18 protein-coding genes are annotated in these 20,047 nt (G+C 65.8%); 4 read left to right on the top strand and 14 right to left on the bottom strand.

Annotated elements, in window-relative coordinates; translation table 11 throughout:
• Window positions 1–36: 36 nt before the first annotated feature.
• On the bottom strand, window positions 37–375 hold the full coding sequence (gene cyaY / locus A4F85_RS26420) for an iron donor protein CyaY (RefSeq protein WP_012207381.1): 339 nt from the start codon (window positions 373–375) through the stop codon (window positions 37–39).
• 12 nt (window positions 376–387) lie between these two features.
• Here cyaY and lptM point away from each other — a divergent pair, with 12 nt between their 5' ends.
• Both lptM and A4F85_RS26425 read left to right on the top strand, forming a co-directional pair.
• Window positions 388–669, top strand: a complete 282-nt coding sequence (gene lptM, locus A4F85_RS29915) for an LPS translocon maturation chaperone LptM (protein WP_080518227.1) — start codon at window positions 388–390, stop codon at window positions 667–669.
• Between the two features lie 91 nt (window positions 670–760).
• Complete coding sequence (locus tag A4F85_RS26425; protein ID WP_063328277.1) at window positions 761–1,588, top strand: MBL fold metallo-hydrolase; 828 nt, start codon at window positions 761–763, stop codon at window positions 1,586–1,588.
• Here A4F85_RS26425 and A4F85_RS26430 read toward each other — a convergent pair.
• The 12 genes from A4F85_RS26430 to A4F85_RS26485 all read right to left on the bottom strand — a co-directional run bounded on the left by A4F85_RS26430 (window position 1,585) and on the right by A4F85_RS26485 (window position 15,517).
• A complete protein-coding gene (locus tag A4F85_RS26430; protein ID WP_063328278.1) occupies window positions 1,585–2,205 on the bottom strand; it encodes a sulfite oxidase heme-binding subunit YedZ in 621 nt (206 codons plus the stop codon). The genes A4F85_RS26425 and A4F85_RS26430 overlap by 4 nt on opposite strands.
• Before the next feature lie 13 nt (window positions 2,206–2,218).
• A complete protein-coding gene (gene msrP, locus A4F85_RS26435) occupies window positions 2,219–3,199 on the bottom strand; it encodes a protein-methionine-sulfoxide reductase catalytic subunit MsrP (RefSeq protein ID WP_063328279.1) in 981 nt (326 codons plus the stop codon).
• A gap of 174 nt (window positions 3,200–3,373) precedes the next feature.
• Window positions 3,374–4,714, bottom strand: a complete 1,341-nt coding sequence (gene ccsB / locus A4F85_RS26440; RefSeq protein WP_012207385.1) for a c-type cytochrome biogenesis protein CcsB — start codon at window positions 4,712–4,714, stop codon at window positions 3,374–3,376.
• Window positions 4,711–6,894, bottom strand: a complete 2,184-nt coding sequence (locus A4F85_RS26445; protein ID WP_063328280.1) for a cytochrome c biogenesis protein ResB — start codon at window positions 6,892–6,894, stop codon at window positions 4,711–4,713. Before A4F85_RS26445 ends, ccsB begins: the two co-directional genes overlap by 4 nt.
• Window positions 6,895–7,033: 139 nt before the next feature.
• A complete protein-coding gene (locus tag A4F85_RS26450; protein ID WP_034397008.1) occupies window positions 7,034–7,684 on the bottom strand; it encodes a c-type cytochrome in 651 nt (216 codons plus the stop codon).
• A 276-nt stretch (window positions 7,685–7,960) separates the two neighbouring features.
• Complete coding sequence (locus A4F85_RS26455; RefSeq protein ID WP_016450966.1) at window positions 7,961–8,893, bottom strand: AraC family transcriptional regulator; 933 nt, start codon at window positions 8,891–8,893, stop codon at window positions 7,961–7,963.
• A 54-nt stretch (window positions 8,894–8,947) separates the two neighbouring features.
• Complete coding sequence (locus A4F85_RS26460; RefSeq protein WP_063328281.1) at window positions 8,948–9,892, bottom strand: carbohydrate kinase family protein; 945 nt, start codon at window positions 9,890–9,892, stop codon at window positions 8,948–8,950.
• Window positions 9,893–9,897: 5 nt separating this feature from the next.
• Window positions 9,898–11,322, bottom strand: coding sequence for a D-arabinitol 4-dehydrogenase (gene dalD, locus A4F85_RS26465; protein ID WP_063328282.1), 1,425 nt, complete (start codon window positions 11,320–11,322; stop codon window positions 9,898–9,900).
• Window positions 11,323–11,386: 64 nt separating this feature from the next.
• Window positions 11,387–12,445, bottom strand: coding sequence for an ABC transporter ATP-binding protein (locus A4F85_RS26470; protein ID WP_063328283.1), 1,059 nt, complete (start codon window positions 12,443–12,445; stop codon window positions 11,387–11,389).
• A gap of 45 nt (window positions 12,446–12,490) precedes the next feature.
• Window positions 12,491–13,309, bottom strand: a complete 819-nt coding sequence (locus A4F85_RS26475; RefSeq protein ID WP_063328604.1) for a carbohydrate ABC transporter permease — start codon at window positions 13,307–13,309, stop codon at window positions 12,491–12,493.
• Between the two features lie 7 nt (window positions 13,310–13,316).
• Window positions 13,317–14,210, bottom strand: a complete 894-nt coding sequence (locus A4F85_RS26480) for a carbohydrate ABC transporter permease (protein ID WP_013800748.1) — start codon at window positions 14,208–14,210, stop codon at window positions 13,317–13,319.
• A complete protein-coding gene (locus tag A4F85_RS26485) occupies window positions 14,207–15,517 on the bottom strand; it encodes an ABC transporter substrate-binding protein (RefSeq protein ID WP_063328284.1) in 1,311 nt (436 codons plus the stop codon). Before A4F85_RS26485 ends, A4F85_RS26480 begins: the two co-directional genes overlap by 4 nt.
• A gap of 240 nt (window positions 15,518–15,757) precedes the next feature.
• Here A4F85_RS26485 and A4F85_RS26490 point away from each other — a divergent pair, with 240 nt between their 5' ends.
• Window positions 15,758–16,660, top strand: a complete 903-nt coding sequence (locus A4F85_RS26490) for an SMP-30/gluconolactonase/LRE family protein (protein WP_063328285.1) — start codon at window positions 15,758–15,760, stop codon at window positions 16,658–16,660.
• A gap of 35 nt (window positions 16,661–16,695) precedes the next feature.
• Here the strand turns inward: A4F85_RS26490 and pgi are convergent, their stop codons facing one another.
• A complete protein-coding gene (gene pgi, locus A4F85_RS26495) occupies window positions 16,696–18,258 on the bottom strand; it encodes a glucose-6-phosphate isomerase (RefSeq protein WP_063328286.1) in 1,563 nt (520 codons plus the stop codon).
• Window positions 18,259–18,399: 141 nt separating this feature from the next.
• Here pgi and zwf point away from each other — a divergent pair, with 141 nt between their 5' ends.
• The gene (zwf, locus tag A4F85_RS26500) at window positions 18,400–19,854 is read left to right on the top strand and encodes a glucose-6-phosphate dehydrogenase (RefSeq protein WP_063328287.1); all 1,455 of its coding nucleotides are present in this window, start codon (window positions 18,400–18,402) and stop codon (window positions 19,852–19,854) included.
• Window positions 19,855–20,047 lie beyond the last annotated feature (193 nt).

Below are 20,047 nucleotides of genomic sequence, written 5' to 3' on the forward strand. Positions count from 1 at the left end.
CGGGCTTTCTTCATGGAGCCTGCCGATAACGGCGGATCAGCGTGCCGAGAACTGCAGCGCCAGGCCCGACTGCTCGGTGGCGTAGCGGCTCAGGTTGGCGAAGAATTCGCCCGCGCCCTTGGTATCGAGCCAGGCGCCCTGCGCCGCGTCGTAGCGGTAGTGAAAGCCACCGGCCTTGGCCGCCAGCCAGATTTCGTGCAGCGGTTTTTGCTGGTTGATCACGATCTGGCTGCGGTTGGCAAAGACCAGGGTCACCATGCCACCCACGCGCTGGGCATCGAGGTCGGCATCGGTTTCATCGTTGATGCGATCGCAGTCCTGCTCAACGGCCAGCAGCAGTCGTTCGGCAAGGTCCAGAAATTCTTGGTCGGTCATTACAATTCGCTTATGTTGAAAGCCTCGCAAATTCTAGTCAGGTGCATTGCCCTTGGCGCCTGTGCGGCGTCCCTGGCCGCCTGCGGCCAGAAAGGCCCGCTGTTTCTGCCCAGCTCGCCTGCGGCCAGCCACCGCGCCACACTGCCGCAGACCCTGGGCATTTCCAGCCCGGCCGAGCGTGCAACGCCCGCGCCTGCACCCACCACCTTGCCCGCTGGCCCGTCAAGTGCCGCCGTCGAGGAAAGCTCGACCCCCACCGGCACTACGGACTCCCGCAAGCAGCAGGCCGACTGAGCCGGCAGCCGCGCTGCGGCTTGATGCACATCAACACCGCTGCCAGGCATGGCGCTTAGAGTGACTTTCTCTTGTCCCTCGACAACCCGCCATGCCCGTAGAGCTCTACCGAGACAAAAACCACGCCTGCCTGATGTTCACCGACCTCATCGAGGAAGATGGACAGGCCATACAGGCCAATCAGTTCCTCATCGTCGATGACGACACGGGCGCCATCATCGACCCGGGCGGCAATCTCGCATTCAACGAACTGTTCATGGGCATGTCGCGGCATTTCGCGCCGCACAAGCTGTCCTATCTGATCGCTTCCCACGCCGACCCAGACATCATTGCCTCGCTGGACCGCTGGATGACCAGCACCAAGGCACAGCTGGTGATCTCGCGCATCTGGGAGCGCTTCGCGCCCCACTTCACCAAGGTCGGCAAGACCGAAAACCGCGTGATCGGCGTGCCGGACGCCGGTGGCCGGCTGCCGCTGGGCCGCCATGAACTGCACCTGCTGCCCGCCCACTTCCTGCATGCCGAAGGCAACTTCCACTTCTACGACCCGGTCAGCCGCATCCTCTTCACGGGCGATCTGGGCGTGTCCCTGATGAACGGCATCGAGGCGCAGGTGCCCGTGACCGACCTCGTGCCGCACATCGCCTGCATGGAAGGTTTTCACCGCCGATACATGGTCTCCAACAAGATCCTGCGGCTGTGGGTGCAGATGGCGCGCCAGCTGCCCATCGACATGATCGTGCCCCAGCACGGCGCGCCCATCATGGGCGCCAAGGCGATTGCCGACCTGTTCAATTGGCTCGAAGGCCTGCAGTGCGGCATTGATCTGTTCGACCAGCGCAACTACCAGCTGCCCATGGCGGACATCGACCCCGTGACCCGCCAGCTGCGCCCTGCCCTGCGCGCCGTCGCCGGCTAGCGCCTGGCGCGCCGGCGGCGCAGTGCATGGACCACGCGCCAGGCCAGCAGCAGCGCAAGAATGGCGGCGTACACGCCGACCTCGGCAAAGTTGTTCTTGCCTGCGCGCATCCAGAAGAAATGCAACAGGGCCAGCGGCGCGACCGCATAGATACAGCGGTGCAGCCATTGCCAGCGCCTGCCGCCCATGGCGCGCATGACACGGTGCGGTGAAGTCACCGCCAGAGCGGTCAGCAAGAGCAGCGCCGCAAAGCCCACCAGGATGAATGGGCGCTTCGGGATGTCGAGCACGATCTCGCCCCAGTCCAGCCCCATGTCGAACCATGCATAGCACAGCAGGTGCAGCAGCGCGTAGAAGAACACATACAGGCCCAGCATGCGCCTGAAGCGCGCCAGTGCCGTCAGCCCCAGCGCCTGGCGCAGCGGTGTCACGGCCAGCACCACGCACAGAAAGCGCAAGGTCCAGTCGCCGGTGGAGCGCAGCAAGGCCTCGGCCGGATTGGCGCCAAGCGTGTTCAGGATGGCTCCAGCCAGCAGCCAGGCAAACGGCAGCAGGCACGCAAGAAACACCAGCGGCTTGGCCGTCCGGTGCAGCAAAAGACGCTGCACCGCCGTCATTGCATGGGCCACATCAATAGAACTTCTTGAGGTCCATGCCCGCGTAGAGCTGGCCCACCTGGGCTTCGTAGCCGTTGAACAGCTGCGTCTTGCGCTTCTTGGCGAACAGGCCGTCTTCGCCAATGCGCCGCTCCGTGGCCTGGCTCCAGCGCGGGTGCGGCACGTCGGGGTTCACATTGGAATAAAAGCCGTACTCGTTGCGTGCCGCCTTGTTCCAGGCCGTGCCCGGCTCCTTGTCGGTCAGGCGGATGGCGACGATGCTCTTGGCGCTCTTGAAGCCGTACTTCCACGGCACGACCAGCCGCACGGGCGCACCATTCTGGTTGGGCAGCACCTCGCCATACATGCCAAAGGCCAGCAGCGTCAGCGGGTGCATGGCTTCATCAAGACGCAGCCCCTCGGTGTATGGCCAGTCCAGCACGCCGCTGCGCAGGCCCGGCATCTGCGCCTTGTCGGCCAGGGTCACGAATTCCACATACTTGGCACTGCCCAGCGGCTGCACCTTGCGCAGCAGCTCGGCCAGGGAATAGCCCACCCAGGGAATCACCATGGACCAGCCCTCCACGCAGCGCAGCCGGTAGATGCGCTCTTCCTGTGGAGCGAGCTTGAGCAGCGCATCCAGGTCCAGCGTCTGCGGCTGCTGGACCAGGCCCTCGATCTTCACCGTCCAGGGACGGGTCTTGAGCGTGTGCGCATTCTTGGCAGGATCGTCCTTGTCCAGCCCGAATTCATAGAAGTTGTTGTACTGGGACACATCGGCATAGGCCGTGACACGGTCCATGGTGTTTGCGCCCACTACCTGGGAAGGCACGGAGGCCAGCGCCGCCAGCTTGCCGGGGCGCTGCACGCCCGCCGCCCAGCCGGGCAAGGCCGCGCCCGCCGAGCCTGCGGCCAGGTACTGCAGCCAGGCACGGCGCTTGAGGTAGCCGGCCCGGGACGTGATCTCGCTGCCTTGCGGGTGTTGGAAGCCGTTGTCGTGGGAGCGGATCAGCATGGGAATCTCCTGGTGTGCCGGCGGGCACGGGGCGCTATTGCTGGCGATATGGCGATTGGGAGCCTCGCAGGCGCGCGCAAGTTCCCTGCGGCACCGATGCGATGGTGCACGAAAAAGCGGCATGCGCCTGAACGCATGCCGCTGCCTTTATCTTGCCACTGCCACTGCCGTGGCTCAAAGCTCGCCGTAGCTGTGCAGCCCCGACAGGAACATGTTCACCCCCAGGAAGGCGAAGGTGGTGATGGCCAGTCCACCCAGCGCCCACCAGGCGGACACCGTGCCGCGCAGGCCCTTGACCAGGCGCATGTGCAGCCAGGCCGCGTAGTTGAGCCAGACGATCAGCGCCCAGGTTTCCTTGGGATCCCAGCTCCAGTAGCCGCCCCAGGCCTCGGCCGCCCACAGCGCGCCCAGCACGGTGGCGATGGTGAAGAAGGCAAAGCCCACGGCGATGGATTTGTACATCACATCGTCCAGCAGCTCGAAGCTGGGCAGGCGCTCGGCGATGCGCTTGCGCGCCAGCAGGATGCCGGCCACGATCAGCGCCGAGATGCCGAAGTAGACCATCCAGTAGCTGCCGCCGTTCTGGGTCGCGCCCTGGCGGAAGACGATGGGCTCGAAGCACAGCACCACACCCAGCATCCACAGCGGCGCGAGCTTGTACCAGCGGGTCTCCGTGGCCTGCTGCTTGATCAGGTAGGCAAAGGAGACCATGGCTGCCAGCGCAAAGGTGCCATAGCCGATGAAGTTGGCCGGCACGTGCAGCTTCATCCACCAGCTCTTGAGCGCCGGCACCAGCGGCTGGATCTCGTGCGCCTCGCGCACCAGCGTGTACCACAGCAAAAAGCCCACGGCCGCGCTGACCACCAGCATCACGAAGCCGCCCAGGGCGCGCGTGTCGTAGTGCTGTTCGTAATAGAGATAGAAAAGCGCCGTCATCCAGCAGAACATGACGAACACTTCATAGAGATTGCTGACCGGGATGTGGCCTACATCGGGGCCGATCAGGTAGCTCTCGTACCAGCGCACCATGGTGCCCACCAGCGCCAGCGTCACAGCCAGCCACGCCAGGCGCGAGCCCAGCAGCGACAGCGCCGTGCCCTCGCCCCGCGCAAACATGCCGATCCAGTAGAAGACGGTGCTCATGAAGAACACCATGCTCATCCAGAGAATGGCCGACTGGCTGGACAGGAAGTACTTGAGGCCGAACACCGTGTCCGAGCGCGCCAGTTGCGCCCCTTCAGGCCCCTGGTAGAGCCCGATGGCCAGCAGCGACAGCCCGGCCACCACCAGCATCAGCCCGCGCAGCGGGCGCCAGAACCAGCCCAGCCAGATGGCCGAGGGAATGGTGCCGACCAGGATGCACTTTTCGTAGACATCCATGTACTCGCCATAGCGCTGCAGCGCATACAGCAGTCCCGCCGCCACCAGGGCCGCGAACACCCAGTCGAACCAGTTGCGGCGGGCGAAGAAGCCCTCGTTGAGCGTCAAAGTCGTCGTGGTAGTGGCGGTGTTCATGCGGAACCTCCGGGGGATTTCTTGTGGATGGGCTCGGCGCCTATCAGCTTGCCGGCCAGCATGGCGAATTCTCTATCACCATCGAGTGTCTTGCGATTGGTGGACAAGGCCATTTCGGCATGGCTTTCCCCATCGCGGGGCGTGAGCCAGATCCAGAGGCGGCGGTCACGCACGTACAGCATGCAGAACACGCCGATGATCAGGAACAGGCAGCCCAGATACACCACGTTCTTGCCCGGGGCGCGCGCCACCTGGAAGACGCTGGCCTGCACCTGCTTGAAGTCCTGCAGCATGAAGACCATGGGCATGGGGTAGAACTGCGCATCGCTGAGCGAGAACACGGCCTGGGTCATGAAGGACTGCGTCTGCTCGCTGGGCTCCAGGGGCGCCTGGCCCGCCTGCGTGCGCACGATCTGGGCCAGCTCGAACAGCACGCCGTTGAGAATGCGCACCAGCACCTCGCCCGCACGTTCGCGCTCGGCCGCAGGCACATTGCTTTCCATGAAGTCCGAGATGGCCTGCAGCCCGCCCAGCGGCTTGCCGTCCGGCCCCTTCTTGTCGGTCTGGCCCGCGAACAATTCCAGCGCCTTGGTGGCCGACTGCGCCAGCGCGCCACTGAGTTCGGCACGCGAGGAATCGATGGCCTTGGCCACATAGGCCTTGGCAGCCTGCTCGCGCAGCCTGGGGTCCTGCAGCGCGCTGCGCAGGCGCAGGAAGGTGTCCATCTCGCTTTCGGGATCGGCGGGAATGCGCAGGTAGCGCATGGCATCGGCCTGGTTGTCGCGCACGCCCAGCAGGAACGCGCGCTGGCCGTCGCCCGTGTCCACGGGCAGCATGTAGTTCTGGAACTCGCGCGCCTGGCCCGAGGCATCGCGCAGCTTGTAGCGGATGCTGGGGCCGATGTTGCGCAGCTCCTTCTTGGTCACGGTCTTGTGGGCCGCGCCCAGGCGCTCGTCGATGGCCTGCTTCAGGTCCACCTTGCGCACATCGGTGCCGCTGCCATTGGCCCCGCCGCCACCGCCGAAGTTCTCCACGTTGATGGTGCGCAGTTCGGCAAACTCCAGCGTCACTGTCTCGTCCTTGCCGTCCGGGAGCTTGCGCACGAACTGGTCCGATCCGCCGATCACGCCCTCGACATCAAAGGGCTTGGCTCCCGCCTCCAGCGGCACGGCGCGTAGCTTCACCGACGAGCCGCCGTCGTCAAAGCTGGACTGGTAGATCTCGATGCCACGGTAGCTGGCCGGGTGGTTGACCTCGATGCGCTTTTCCAGCTTCTCGCCCGTGGCCTTGTCGTGGATGACGACCTCGCTGGCAAACAGCTTGGGCATGCCCGTGGAGTAGTACTCCACGATGAATTTCTTGAGTTCCACCGCAAAGGGCAGCTCCTGCAGCAGCACGCCGTCGGACTGCGACAGGATGGCCGTGCCTGCCGTGCCGCCCTCGGTCACCAGCAGGTTGCCTCGGAAGGTGGGGTTGCGCTCGCTCAGCCGGTGCTGCTCGGACACCTCGGAGATCAGGCCACCGCCGGTATAAGGTGTTTTGCCTCCCAGCCACATCTGCGCGCGCACGATGAGGTCGCCATCGAACAGCCCCCCCAGGCAAATCAGCACGATGGCGCTGTGGGCCGCGATATAGCCCAGCTTGTGGGCCGCGCCCGCCTTGGCCGCCAGCATCCAGCCCGTGCCGGGACCGGCCGCCGTGTCGCGCTGCTGCAGCCGCACCTTCCAGCCGCCCGACACCAGCTGCTGGCCCAGGCGCCTGGCAGCCTCTTGCGTGCTGCCGGGCACCACGTTCTGCGCACGGTGGCCGAAGGCCTTGAGGCTTTGTTCGCGAACGTTTTCCTTGTAGCTGCGCAGATCGGCCAGGTACTTGGGCGCATGGCGGGCCACGCACAGCGAGGTGCTGACCACCAGAAAGGCCAGGATCAGCAGGAACCACCAGGCGCTGTAGACCGCATTGAGCTTGAGCGCGAGGAACAGCTGGGCCCAGAAAGGCCCGAACTGGTTGACATAGTTGCCCACCGGCTCATGCTGCTTGAGCACGGTGCCGATCACCGAGGCAATGCAGATGACCGTCAGCAGCGAGATCGCGAAGCGCATCGACGCCAGCAGCTCCAGGGTCGCGCGCGCGGCCTGCGGGCGGGAGGGAGCAAGAGCGGCACCGGAAGAGTTGTCTGACATGAAGAACGAAAAGCCAAAACCCGAATGAAAAAAGCGGGACCATCTGCATTCATGCGATGGACCCGCCTGGCTTGGGGTGTCTATAAAGCAATAGGTTCCCGGTGATTACCCTGGGAACCGCGTCGGCCCCGGGATCGCATCAACGCAGGCCAGCGATGTAGTCTGCCACGGCCTTGATTTCGCGATCGTTAAGCTTGGCAGCAACCTGCGTCATCTGAATGCTATTGCCGCGCTTGCCGTCACGGAAGGCCGTGAGCTGGGTCGTGGTGTAGTCGGCATGCTGGCCCGCCAGGCGCGGGTACTGGGCTGGAATGCCGGCGCCGTTGGGGCTGTGGCAGCCCGCGCAGGCAGCAATGTTGCGCTCCTGGATGCCACCGCGGTAGATGCGCTCGCCCATGGCCACCAGGTCCTTGTCCTTGGCAAAGCCGTCCTTGGGCTTTTGCGTGTGCAGCCAGGCGGCGATGTTCTTCATGTCAGGCTCGCTGAGCATGCTGGCAAAGCCCTTCATCACGGGGTCCTTGCGCTTGTCGCCCTTGAACTCCAGCAACTGCTTGACCAGGTACTCGGGATGCTGGCCGGCCAGCTTGGGCTGCAGCGGGATGGTGGAATTGCCGTCGGCCGCATGGCATGCCGCGCAGACGGCGGTGTAGCTGGCCTCGCCCTTCGCCAGGTCGGCCTTGGCCGCCTTCGGCTGTGCCGAGGCAGCAGGTGCCTCGCCAGCGGAGAAAGCGGGAAAGGCGGGGGCTGCAGCAAGAATGGCAGCCGTCAGCAAAGAGGCAAGCAACTTCATATCGAGGGCGTGGTTCTGTTGTTGAAAGCGCAAAATTCGGCGGATTCTACAATGGGGTCCCCTGTGATTGATATCGTCAGGAACCCTGGTTTCGCCCCTGCGCACAGAGGAAAACATATTCCTTGATCGTGGTCACAAACTGGCCACGGATTCGGTGCTGAACATATGTTTTTCGCAGCCCAGCATATCGATCTGTGCCAGCGCGGCAATAAGGGCTCTACCCATGTGGCGCGCAATACCACACCCTTGCGCGCCAGATTCCGCTTCCCCGTCGCTTCAACCCGCGCCGAAGCGGCTGTCCGCCTGGCGGCGGAACTCAGAGGGCGTCATGCCCTTGATCTCCAGGAAGCGCCTGTTGAAGTTGGCCACGTTGTTGAAGCCCACCTGGTAGCAGATGTCGGCGATGAAGCTGTCGGTCTGCATGAGCAGGTGGCATGCGCTGTTGATGCGTACACGGCTGACGAAGTCGGTGAAGCTGTTGCCCGTGGCCCGGCGGAAGAAGCGGCTGAAGCGGCTCTCGCTCATGCCCAGCTCGGCCGCCACGTCGGCCAGGCTCAGCGGCTCGCTCACGCGCGCCATGATGCGGTTGACCACCTCGTTGATCTGATCCACCTGAGCCTCGCCCTGGGCGCCCTGCATCTGCACGGCTGACAGCAGCCGGTAATCGGTGCACTCGGCCAGATCGGACAGCAGCGCGCAAAAGGCCGTGAAGCGGCGCATTCCGCGCGCACTCCTGACCGCGTCCCAGTGCGCGCGCGCCGTCTGCGCCAAGCCGAAGAACTCGATGCCATGGCGCGCACGGTCCAGCAGTTGAAGCACCTCGCGCATCTCCGGGATCTGCTCGGCCGCACGGGCGATGGGGTCGTGGTTGAAAAGGATCACGTAATCGCGTGCAGGCGAGCCCCCATCGGGCGCATCGAACGAGATCCAGTTGTGCGGCAGGCGCGGGCCGCACAGCACGAGGTGGCCGGGCTCGAAGGGGCCTATCCAGTCTCCCACGAAGGCGCGGCCCGAGGTGTCGGTGATGAGGTGCAGCTCGTACTCCTCATGGAAATGCCAGCGCACCAGGGGGCTTGGGAAACCATGTGCCAGGCAGCGCACCAGGCCGCTGCCCTCCATATCCTCATAGCCCAGCGCAGGCGTTCGCACGAAATCGCGCTCCAGTTCAGGGTGACGCTGGCGGGGTGTGCGGCGGCGTGGACTGGTCATGGCGGCGTGAAGGTTTCTGGAGAGGCCATGGGCAAACAGTATCACCAGCGGCGGCTAACCACCGCGATGGGCTGCCAGCGCGGCATCGAGTTCCGCACGCCGGGGCGGCTGGGCACCGGCGCGCGTGCAGTTGAGCGCTGCGGCCGTTGCGGCAAAGCGCAGCACCTGGCGCCACGCGCTCTCGGGCAGTTCCTGCAACTGGCCCGGCTGCTCGACACCCTGCTCCAGCAGCGCAACCGACAGCGCCGCGCCAAAGGTGTCGCCCGCGCCGATGGTATCCACCAGTTGCACGGCCGGCGGCTGCACCGACAAAGGCGCCTGTCCTGCACGCAGCAAGGTCGCGCCGGCCGCTCCGCGCGTGAGCACCACGGCCCGGGGACCCAGCGCCAGCCAGCGCGCGGCGGCCTCCAGCGCCGGAACGCCGGGCGCGATAAAGGCCAGGTCCTCATCGCTGAGCTTGACCAGGTCTGCCTGGGCCAGCCAGCCCAGGCAGTCGCGCCGGAAGGCCTGGGCATCGCGGATCAGCGTGGGCCGCACGTTCGGGTCGAAGACGATGATGCGCCGCCCGCGCTCAGCCGCCACCAGGTCCAGGATGCGCGGCCCGACAGGGGTGTGCAGCAATGCGATGGAGCCGAACTGCAGATAGCGGCATTCGGGCGGCAACTCGGGCAGCTCGGCAGGTGCCCACAGCGTGTCCGCCGTTGCCTGCGTATAGAAGGCATAGCGGTTGGTGCCTTGCGCATGCTCGACAAAGGCCAGCGTGCTGGGCGCATCGCAGCGCTGCACCAGGCGCATGTCCACGCCGTTGCCCTGCAGGTGCGCGAAAAGGCGCTCGCCGAAGAGATCGCGCGACAGTTGCGAGACAAAGCCCGTGGCCTGCCCGAGCCGCGCGGCGGCCACGGCGCAGTTGGCGGGCGCGCCTCCTTCATGGCCCTGGAAGGCCAGGCCGCCCGTGGCGGTGAAATCGATCAGGGCTTCGCCCGCGATGGCTATGCGCATGCGTTCTACCTCGCTGCCTGTTGGACAAAAGCATGGACACGGTCTGTGGCACGGCGGACCGCCTCCACCAGATGCGGATGGCCCGCGGCCTCACCCCACAAGGGCACTTCGGCACACAGCGCGGCCACGGGGTCGGTGGCGGCGCAGATGGCGTGTGCCACTGCGGGGTCCATGGCCTGATCCTGGTAGGCATAGGGCAGTGTGTCATGGTGCCAGCGCTGCAGAAAAACCAGGAACAGCGCCGGCAGCATGGCCACGGCATCCATGGACGCGCCCTGCGCGATGCGCTCGCGCACCGTGGGCGCGATGAAGCCCGGGATCTTGGCAAAGCCGTCGGCCGCCACGCGCTGGTTGGTGTCGCGTATCGCAGGGTTGCCGAAGCGTTCCAGCACGGTGTCGCGGTAGGCCGGCAGGTCCAGGGCCGATGCCTTGCCGGGTGTTGCAAGGCAGGGAATCACGTCCTGCGTCACATAGTCCCATGCCATCTGGCGTATCGCCGGCACGGCACTGCCTTCGTGGATGAAGCGCAGGCCCGCCAGCGTGCCGGCCCAGGCAATGCAGCTGTGGCTGGCGTTGAGGATGCGGATCTTGGCCTCCTCGTAGGGGGCCACGGAAGACACCATCTCCACGCCCACACGCTCCCAGGATGGGCGGCCTGCGACGAAGCGGTCCTCTATCACCCACTGTGAAAAGCTTTCGGCCGTCACGGCGGCCGCATCGTCCCAGCCCGTCGCGGCCTGCACGCGCTCGCGCAGCTCCGGCGGCGGGCGCGGGGTGATGCGGTCGACCATGGCATTCGGACAGCTGATGTTGTGCCCTGCCCACTCGGCCAGTTCCTGCAGTTGCGCCAGTTGCATGAAGGCCAGCAGGCCGGCCAGCAGGCGATCGCCGTTGTGGCGCAGGTTGTCGCAGCTCAGCAGTGTGACCGGGCCGGCATGTGCACAGCGGCGCAACTGCAGGATGGCGCACAGCACGCCATAGATCGTCTCTCCGACCTGCCCCTGGCGCATGCGGCCGATGTCGGCTGCAAGCTCCGGGCTGCCGGTGTCCAGCACGCCGCTGCCATCGAGGTAGTAGCCCGCCTCGGTCACGGTGAGGGAGATGACACGCGTGCAGGGGCTGGCTCCGCGCGCGATCACGGCGGCCAGCCCGGGCGCATGGGGGATCACTTCGCGCAGGGCCTCGATGCGTTGGTAGCGCACCGATCCGCCAGGCGCAATCGTCTCCAGTGTGTAAGCCCCTCCCTGCCGCGCCAGCGCCTCCAGCGTCTGCGCCATGTCGGAGCGCAGGTTGGCCCCCACCAGCTCCCATTGCGTGTCCCCTGCATCGATCAGCCGCTGTTGATATGCGGCCTGGTGCGCACGGTGAAAGGAACCCAGGCCCAGGTGCAGCACCGTGGGTCTGGAAAGATGCGGAACAATCGCGTTCATGGTGACCAGAGGGAGATGAGGAAGAAAGGATGACTGCGCCGGGCAGCCTCTCGGAGCGAAGCGCTCAGGCGCCTGCCAGCGTGCGTCCCTGGCGGTCGAACAGGTGCAGTGCGCAGCCGGTGTCCAGCGCGACGGACACCGCGTCGCCCACGGCCAGCGGCGTGCGCTCGGCCTGGCGCGCGATGAGCTGCGCACCGCCCACGCTGACATGGATCAGCGTGTCGGCACCCAAGGCCTCGATCAGGTCCACGCGGCCCATGACCTGTCTCTGTGCAGCGGCATCGGGTGCGACCTGCGCTCTGGCCACGCGCAAGGCCTCGGGGCGTATGCCCAGCGTGCCGTCGGCGGGCAGGCGGCCCTGCGTGGCCCCGGAGAACACGGGCAGTGCCCCGGCGGCGATCAGGTTCATCGATGGCATGCCGATGAACTGCGCAACGAACTGGTTGGCCGGATGGTCGTAGAGCGCCAGGGGTGCACCCACCTGTTCGATGCAGCCATCGCGCAACACCACCACGCGGTCGGCCAGGGTCATGGCCTCGACCTGGTCATGGGTGACATAGATGGTGGTGGCGCCCAGCGCCTTGTGCAGCTTGTGGATTTCCACCCGCGTGTTGCCGCGCAGAGCCGCATCGAGGTTGGACAGCGGCTCGTCGAACAGGAACACCTTGGGCGCACGCACGATGGCCCGGCCTATGGCCACGCGCTGGCGCTGGCCGCCCGACAGGTCGCGCGGCTTGCGTTCCAGATAGGGCGTGAGGTTGAGCGTCTCGGCCGCCTGCCCGACCTTTCGGCGTATCTCCTCTTTCGGCACGCCGGCCAGGCGCAGCGCGAAGGACATGTTGTCGTACACGCTCATGTGCGGATACAGCGCATAGCTCTGGAACACCATTGCCAGGTCGCGCTCGCCCGAGGGCGCATGCGTGATGTCGCGCCCGTCGAGCAGCAGCTGCCCCGAAGTGATGCTCTCCAGCCCGGCGATCAGGCGCAGCAGCGTGGACTTGCCACAGCCCGAAGGCCCGACGAAGACGATGAACTCGCCGCGCTCGATGGCGAGGTCCACGCCGCGGATGATCTGCGCCTCTCCGAAGCGCTTGCGTATGTCCTGAAGTTGCAGATAGGCCATGGTTTTCCTTGTGCAGCACAAAGCCGCGAAATGGATGCCGGACGGCTACTTGACGGCGCCGAAGGTCATGCCCTGCACCAGTTGCTTCTGGCTGAACCAGCCAAACACCACGATGGGAGCGATGGCGATCAGCGAAGCGGCCGAGAGCTTGGCCCAGAACAGCCCTTCGGGGCTGGCATACGAGGCGATCAGCGTGGCCAGCGTGCCGGCCCTGGCGCTGCTCAGGTTCAGCGACCAGAAGGCCTCGTTCCAGCTCAGCACCAGGCACAGCAGCCCGGTGGATGCGATGCCGCCCACAGCCAGCGGCAGCACCACATGGCGGAACTCGGCCCACAGGCCTGCGCCATCCATGCGCGCCGCTTCCAGGATCTCGTTGGGGATGTCCTTGAGCGCGCTGTAGAGCATCCAGACCATGATGGGCAGGTTGGACAGCGTGAAGACGATGACCAGCACGGTGAGCGAATCCAGCAAGCCCGCCCCTTGCGCCAGCACATAGATGGGCAGCAGGGCCCCCACGGCCGGCATCATCTTGGTCGAGAGCATCCACATGAGCACGTCGCGCGTGTGGCGGCTGCGCAAGAACGCCATGGAGTAGGCAGCAGGCACGGCGATGGCCAGGCCGATCAGGGTCGAGGCCAGGCTGGTGATCAGCGAATTGCGCGCATACAGCAGGTAGTCGCTGCGCTGCTGCACTTCGCCGAAGTTGGCCAGCGTGGGCTCGAACACGAACAGCGGCGGCACGGCAATGGCCTGCAGTTCCGTCTTGAAGGCCGTCAGGAACAGCCAGGCCAGCGGAAAGAACAGCAGCAGTGCCACGGCCCATGCGGCAGCGGCGCGCACCAGGGTGGAGGAACTTGTTTTCATCATGCCCTCAGTCCAGGCTCTTGCCCACGATGCGGATCAGGAAGAGGGAGACGATGTTGGCCAGCACCACGGCAAACAGTGCACCGGCCGAGGCCACGCCCACGTCGAAGTTCATCAGCGACTGCTTGTAGATCAGGTAGGTCAGGTTGGTGCTCTCGTTGCCGGGCCCGCCCGCCGTGGTGATGGCGATCTCTGCGAACACGCTGAGCAGGAAGATCATCTCGATCATCACCACCACCGCCATGGGCCGCGCCAGATGGGGCAGCGTGAGGTAGTAAAAGCGCTGCAGGGCGTTGGCGCCATCCATGCGCGCCGCCTCCATCTGTTCTCGGTCCAGCGACTGCAGCGAGGTGATGAAGATCAGGCAGGCGAAGGGCAGCCATTGCCAGGACACCATGACGATGACGGACAGCAGCGGCATCTCGGTGAGCCAGTCCACGGGCTGCAGTCCGACGGCCCTCCACAGGCTGGCCAGCACGCCATAGATCGGGTTCATCATCATGTGCTTCCACAGCAGCGCATTGACCGTGGGCATCACGAAGAACGGCGAGATCAGCAGCACCCGCACGATGCCGCGCCCCGGAAACGGCTCGTTGATCAGCAAAGCGATCAGCACGCCCAGCACCAGGGTGATCAGAACCACGCTGGCCAGGAAGTTCAGCGTGTTCCACACGGCGGGCAGGAAGTCCGGATCGGTGATGAAGAAGGCGTAGTTGTCCCAGCCGGCGAAGCGGTGCTCGCCCGGCTGCATGAGGTTGTAGTTGACGAGCGAGAAATAAATCGTCATCAACAAGGGCACGAGCATCCAGCACAGCAGCACGGCCACGGCGGGCGCCATCAGGGCGCGGGGCAGCAGGCGCCTGGCGGACGCTGCCCTGTCGGGAGTCCTATCGGCCCTCATTTGTAGTAGCCGCTTTTCCTCATCTCGCGTTCGGCCAGCGTCTGCGAGGTACTGAGTGCCTGCTCCACCGTGACCTTGCCCGACAGTGCGGCGCTCATCTGCTGCCCCACGGCAATGCCAATGGCCTGGAACTCTGGAATCGCGACGTACTGCACGCCGGCATAGGGCGACTTGGGCTCGGTCGCATCGGTCAGGCTCACGCTGTCGATGGCCCGCTTCTCGGCTGCGGCAAAGCCCGCCACCTTCTGGAACTCGGCATTGGCATAGGTGGACTGGCGCGTTCCTGTGGGCACGGCACGCCAGCCGTGCTCCTGCGCGACCAACTGCACATACTCCCTGGAAGTGGCCCACTTCACGAAGACCTGGGCCGCATCGGCCTTCTTCGAGCTGGAGGGAATGGCCAGGTTCCAGGTCCACAGCCAGGTCGATCCCTTGGGCGTGCTGGCGATGGGTGCAGCCGCATAGGCCACCTTGTCGGCCACCTTGGATTGCTTGGGGTCGCTCACGAAGGAGGCGGCGATGCTCGCATCCACCCAGGCGCCGCACTTGCCCTCGTTGAACAGCGCCAGGTTCTCATTGAAGCTGTTGGCCGAGGCGCCCGGGGGGCCATAGGCCTTCATCAGGTCCACATAGAAACCCACGGCCTTCTTCCAGGCGGGTGTATCGATCTGCGGCCTCCACTGCATGTCGAACCATTGGCCGCCGAAGGTATTGGCCATGGTGGTGATCAGGGCCATGTTGTCCCCCCAGCCCGGCTTGCCGCGCAGGCAGATGCCATAGACCCCGGCCTTGGGATCGTGGACCTTGGAGGCGAACTCCCGGACCTGCTCCCAGGTGGGCTTGTCGGGCATCTGAAAACCCGCCTTGTCGGCCAGGTCCTTGCGGTACATGAGCATGGAGCCTTCGCCATAGAAGGGCGAGGCATAGAGCTTGCCTTCGTAGGACAGGCCTTCGCGGATGGTGGGCAGCAGATCGGCCGCGTCATAGGCGGCATCGGTGGCAATGGGCTGCAGCCAGCCCTTCTTCGACCAGATCGGCACCTCGTAGATGCCCACGGTCATCACATCGAACTGGCCGCCCTTGGTGGCGATGTCGGTGGTCACGCGCTGGCGCAGCACGCCTTCTTCCAGCGTCACCCATTTGAGCGTGATGTCGGGGTGGGCCTTCTCGAACCGGGGGGTGAGCTTTTGCATCTCGATCATGTGGCCGTTGTTCACGGTGGCGATCACGAGTTCGGTGCCGGCGAGTGCGCCCGCTGCGGCAGTGGCCATGGCCCATGTGAGGCTGGCCTTGAGCAAGACGTGCATTTTTGTCTCCTTGTTCCCTGGTCTTTGAATGCTGTATCACCGCGCCTCCCATCCCGGCTGCGGATGAGGCATTGTGGCGACGGCCTCGTGCCTGGACTGGTACGACAGATGTGCCTTTCGATACTTTTATGCGCAGCCAAGCCGGTGATATCCCTTAGCCGATGCATCAAACCATTTGCCGCTGCTGCGTTGCGTCCCGACCTCCTAGAATTCCGTTCATCCGCATCTCCGAGGCAGACCATGGCCGTGCAGCGCATCCCTGTTCCACCGAGTGCACTCGGCGAGTCCCCCTTCTGGCACCCGCAGGAACACCGGCTCTACTGGTGCGATATCCAGGACCGGCACATCCATTCCTGGGAGCCCGCCACAGGCCTGCACCGCAGCTGGGCCACGCCCAGCGAACCGGGCTGCTGCGCTCCCACGGACCGGGGCCGCATCGTGGTGGGGCTGCGCGATGGCTTCGGCCTGCTGGACACCGCCACGGGACACACCGAAATGATCGCCCGCCTGGACCATGATCCGCAGCAGCTGCGGCTCAACGACGGGCGCTGCGACCGCGCCGGGCGGCTGTGGGCGGGGTCACTGTTCTCGCCCAAGACGGCGCCCGATGCCGCGCTGTGGTGTCTTCGCGCGGACGGCGCCGGAGGCTACGCCGTTCAGCGCATGGCAGGCGACTGCACCACGGCCAACGGCCTGGCCTTCAGCCCCGATGACGACTGGATGTACTGGGCAGACACGCCAGCCCACCGCATAGACCGCTTTGCCTTCGACCTGGAATCCGGCACGCTGGGCACGCGCTCGCTGTGGAAGGCCTTCGCGCCCAAGGCCGAGGGCAGGCTCTATGGCGGCCGCCCCGACGGCGCCAGCGTCGACGTCCGGGGCAACTACTGGGTGGCCATGTACGAAGGCGGCTGCGTGCTGCAACTGAGTCCCGAGGGCGATGTGCTGCAGCGCCTGGACACGCCCGTGCGCTGCCCCACCATGGTCTGCTTTGGGGGGGAGGACCTGCGCACGCTGTACATCACCTCGGCCGGACACGGCCGGCCCGATCCGGAGCGATCGGCGCAGGTGCCTGCCGGCGCACTGATGGAGTGCCGTGTCGATGTGCCGGGCCTGCCGGTGAACAGCTTCCGCGAAGCCTGAGCCTGCACAGCCCCGGCAACGTGTTGCCAGGCGCGTCAGGCCCGCATGCGCTGCAGCAGTCCTGCGGTCGATGCATCGAGCTCCGCCACATCCCCGCTGGCCAGGCGCTGCTGCAGGTCGCGCGCCAGCAGCTTGCCCAGCTCCACCCCCCACTGGTCGAAGCTGTTGAGGCCCCACAGCGCGCCCGCCACGAACACGCGGTGCTCCTGCAAGGCGATCAGCGCACCCAGCGCCGCCGGCGTGAGCGCATCCAGCAGGACGAAGGTACTGGGCCGGTTGCCCGGGAAGTGGCGATGGCCATCATCGCAGGAACGCCCCTGCATCAACGCCTGGGCCTGGGCCAGGGCGTTGGCCAGCAGTTGCTCATGGTGGCCTTGCAGGCCGTGCGACGGCCGCTGCACGGCGATGATCTCCAGCGGCACGATGTCCGTCCCCTGGTGCAGCATCTGGTAGAAGGCATGCTGCCCATCCGTACCAGGCTCGCCCCAGAGCACGGGGGCTGAGCCCAGCGCCAGCGGCCGGCCCTGGCGGTCCACGCGCTTGCCATTGCTCTCCATCTCCAGTTGCTGCAGATAGGCCGGCAGGCGCCGCAGGCCTGCGTGGTAGGGCGCAATGCAGCGGCTGGCAAAGCCCAGCAGATTGCGGTTCCAGACATCGAGCAGGCCCAGGCGCACGGGCAGGTTGGCCTGCAGCGGTGCCGTGCGGAAGTGGTGGTCCATGGCATGCGCGCCGGCCAGCAGGTCGCGGAATGCCGCAGCTCCCACGGCGAGGGCCACGGGCAGCCCGATCGCCGACCACAGCGAATAGCGCCCGCCCACCCAGTCCCAGAAGCCGAAAGTGGTGGTGATGCCCATCTGCGCAGCCGCCGAGGCATTGGTCGTCAGCGCCACGAAATGCCGCGCCACATCTTCACCGCCCTGCGCATGGAACCATTGCAGTGCGCTGCGCGCATTGGTCAGCGTCTCCTGCGTGTTGAAGACCTTGGAGGCCACGATGAACAGCGTGCTGCGCGGCTGCAGCCCATCGAGCACCGATTGCAGCTCATGCCCATCCACGTTCGAGACGAAGTGCATGCGCCGCCGTGCGTCGCACATTCCCTGCAGCGCCTGCACGGCCATCTGCGGCCCCAGCCCCGATCCGCCGATGCCCATGCACACCACATCGGTGATGCCGGCATCGGCCCTCACGCGCTCGGCATAGGCCAGCATGGCATCCAGCGTTTCGTGCACCTGGGCCAGGGCCCATGCCAGGCCTGGCGGCGACTCGCCGCGCGGGCAACGCAGCAGCGCGTGCAGCACGGCGCGGCCCTCGCTGCCGTTGACGTGCTCTCCGGCGAACATGGCATCGCGCTGCTGCTCCACTGCGCACTCGCGCGCCAGACGCAACAGCAGCGCCTCGGCTGGTGCATCCCAGAGGTTCTTGGACAGGTCTGCAAAACAGTGTGGCGCCTCCTGGCTGAAGTGCGCGAACCGGCCGGGATCATCGGCAAAGGCGTGGCGCAGATCGAAGCCCTTGCGCAGGGCCAAGGCATGGTGGTGCAGCGCAGGCCAGACAGTGGCATGGTCGCAGCGCGGGGGCTGGGGAATGACGGACAGCATGGGATGAAAGTAATCTGATTACCAAATCGACAACACATCTCTGGAACAAAACCTCAATACCTTCCTATAATTTATCCGATTCTTCAAAATTTTGGTAACCAAGTTACCAAAGAAATAGACACATCAACTTGTGGAGACAGCATGGGTTTCGATCTGGTTTTGTTCGGTGGCACGGGTGATCTCGCATGGCGCAAGCTCATGCCCGCGCTGTTCCAGGCGTTCCGCCACGGCACCCTCCCCGATGGGGGACGCATCCTGTGCGTGGGTCGCGATGATCTGAGTGACGACCAGTACCGCGCGCTCATCCAGGGCCGCTTCGAAAAGGTGGAACTGTCCAAGCGCCCCAGTCCGGAGGAGTTCTCGCGTTTCGCGGCCCTGCTGCACTACCTGCGCATGGACCTGTCGCAACCCGCCGACTACGAGCGCCTGGCCACGGCGCTGAACACGCGCGGCGCCGAGACGGTGGTGATGTACCTGGCCACTGCGCCCAGCCTGTTCACCACGGTCTGCGAGCAGATTGCCGCCGTGGGCCTGAATGGCCCGCAGACGCGCGTGGTGCTGGAAAAGCCGCTGGGCCACGACCTGGCCTCCAACCAGGCCATCAACGCCACGCTGCGCAAGGTCCTGCGCGAAGAGCAGGTGTTTCGCATAGACCACTACCTGGGCAAGCCCTCGGTACAGAACCTGCTGGCCCTGCGCTTCGGCAACGCCCTGTTCGAGCCACTGTGGCGGCGCGAGACCATTGCCAACATCCAGATCACCATTGCCGAGGAACTGGGCGTGGAAAGCCGGGGCGCCTTCTACGACCAGACCGGCGCGCTGCGCGACATGGTGCAAAACCATGCCTTGCAACTGCTGTGCGCCATCGGCATGGAGCCGCCGATCAACGCCTCGGCCCACGCCATCCGCGACGAAAAGCTCAAGGTGCTGCAGTCGCTCAAGCCCTGGACGCCGGAAATCCTGGGCCAGCACGTGGTGCGCGGCCAGTACCTGGCCGGCGCCAGCCAGGGCCAGCCCGTGCCCGCCTACCAGCAAGAGAAAGGCGTGGCGGCTGGCAGCCAGACCGAGACCTTCGTCGCCCTGCGCACCGAGATCTGCAACTGGCGCTGGGCCGGCGTGCCCTTCTACATCCGCACCGGCAAGCGGCTGGCAGGACGGGATGCGCGCATCGTCGTGAACTTCCGGCCCGTGCCCCATCCCATCTTCCGCTCGCCCCTGTCCGAAGCCAACCGGCTGGTCATCAACCTGCAGCCCAAGGACGGCCTGGAGCTGCATCTGCTGGCCCAGGGCGCCACCCAGCAGCAGGCCGAGCCTTCGCTGGCCCCCGTGCACCTGAACCTGGACTTCGACCAGCGCTTCGGCGCCAAGCGCGTGGGCGCCTACGAACGCCTGCTGCTGGACGTGATCGCCGGGCGGCTGAACCTGTTCGTGCGCAGCGACGAGCAGGAACAGGCCTGGCGCTGGGTGGAACCCATACTGCAGCACTGGCGCAACGATCTCTCCGGGCCGCGCGGCTATGCGGCTGGCAGTTGGGGGCCCAGCGCAGCCAGCGCGATGATTGCGCGGGATGGGTTTTGCTGGAGCGAGGAGGTTTGAGGCTCCCCCTGAGGCGCTGCGCGCCTTCCCCCTCTCTCGCTACGCGGGAGGGGGACGACAGCATCGCTGCGGGGCGGCCCTTGCTCGCTGTCCCTGGCGCTGGGGCGCGCCGGTTTCAGGCGACGCGCTCGGCCTGCAAAGCAGCCTATAGCCCGCGGGGGGCGCTGGATCATGGGGGAACCTACAATGAGGC

It is taken from the genome of Delftia sp. GW456-R20 (genome assembly GCF_001622915.1).
Lineage (GTDB): Bacteria > Pseudomonadota > Gammaproteobacteria > Burkholderiales > Burkholderiaceae_C > Comamonas > Comamonas acidovorans.

Excerpts from the sequence above, each read along its gene's own strand:
- cyaY (WP_012207381.1), bottom strand. The coding sequence starts at position 375 with ATGACCGACCAAGAATTTCTGGACCTTGCCGAACGACTGCTGCTGGCC.
- lptM (WP_080518227.1), top strand. The coding sequence starts at position 388 with ATGTTGAAAGCCTCGCAAATTCTAGTCAGGTGCATTGCCCTTGGCGCC.
- A4F85_RS26425 (WP_063328277.1), top strand. The coding sequence starts at position 761 with ATGCCCGTAGAGCTCTACCGAGACAAAAACCACGCCTGCCTGATGTTC.
- A4F85_RS26430 (WP_063328278.1), bottom strand. The coding sequence starts at position 2,205 with ATGACGGCGGTGCAGCGTCTTTTGCTGCACCGGACGGCCAAGCCGCTG.
- msrP (WP_063328279.1), bottom strand. The coding sequence starts at position 3,199 with ATGCTGATCCGCTCCCACGACAACGGCTTCCAACACCCGCAAGGCAGC.
- ccsB (WP_012207385.1), bottom strand. The coding sequence starts at position 4,714 with ATGAACACCGCCACTACCACGACGACTTTGACGCTCAACGAGGGCTTC.
- A4F85_RS26445 (WP_063328280.1), bottom strand. The coding sequence starts at position 6,894 with ATGTCAGACAACTCTTCCGGTGCCGCTCTTGCTCCCTCCCGCCCGCAG.
- A4F85_RS26450 (WP_034397008.1), bottom strand. The coding sequence starts at position 7,684 with ATGAAGTTGCTTGCCTCTTTGCTGACGGCTGCCATTCTTGCTGCAGCC.
- A4F85_RS26455 (WP_016450966.1), bottom strand. The coding sequence starts at position 8,893 with ATGACCAGTCCACGCCGCCGCACACCCCGCCAGCGTCACCCTGAACTG.
- A4F85_RS26460 (WP_063328281.1), bottom strand. The coding sequence starts at position 9,892 with ATGCGCATAGCCATCGCGGGCGAAGCCCTGATCGATTTCACCGCCACG.
- dalD (WP_063328282.1), bottom strand. The coding sequence starts at position 11,322 with ATGAACGCGATTGTTCCGCATCTTTCCAGACCCACGGTGCTGCACCTG.
- A4F85_RS26470 (WP_063328283.1), bottom strand. The coding sequence starts at position 12,445 with ATGGCCTATCTGCAACTTCAGGACATACGCAAGCGCTTCGGAGAGGCG.
- A4F85_RS26475 (WP_063328604.1), bottom strand. The coding sequence starts at position 13,309 with ATGAAAACAAGTTCCTCCACCCTGGTGCGCGCCGCTGCCGCATGGGCC.
- A4F85_RS26480 (WP_013800748.1), bottom strand. The coding sequence starts at position 14,210 with ATGAGGGCCGATAGGACTCCCGACAGGGCAGCGTCCGCCAGGCGCCTG.
- A4F85_RS26485 (WP_063328284.1), bottom strand. The coding sequence starts at position 15,517 with ATGCACGTCTTGCTCAAGGCCAGCCTCACATGGGCCATGGCCACTGCC.
- A4F85_RS26490 (WP_063328285.1), top strand. The coding sequence starts at position 15,758 with ATGGCCGTGCAGCGCATCCCTGTTCCACCGAGTGCACTCGGCGAGTCC.
- pgi (WP_063328286.1), bottom strand. The coding sequence starts at position 18,258 with ATGCTGTCCGTCATTCCCCAGCCCCCGCGCTGCGACCATGCCACTGTC.
- zwf (WP_063328287.1), top strand. The coding sequence starts at position 18,400 with ATGGGTTTCGATCTGGTTTTGTTCGGTGGCACGGGTGATCTCGCATGG.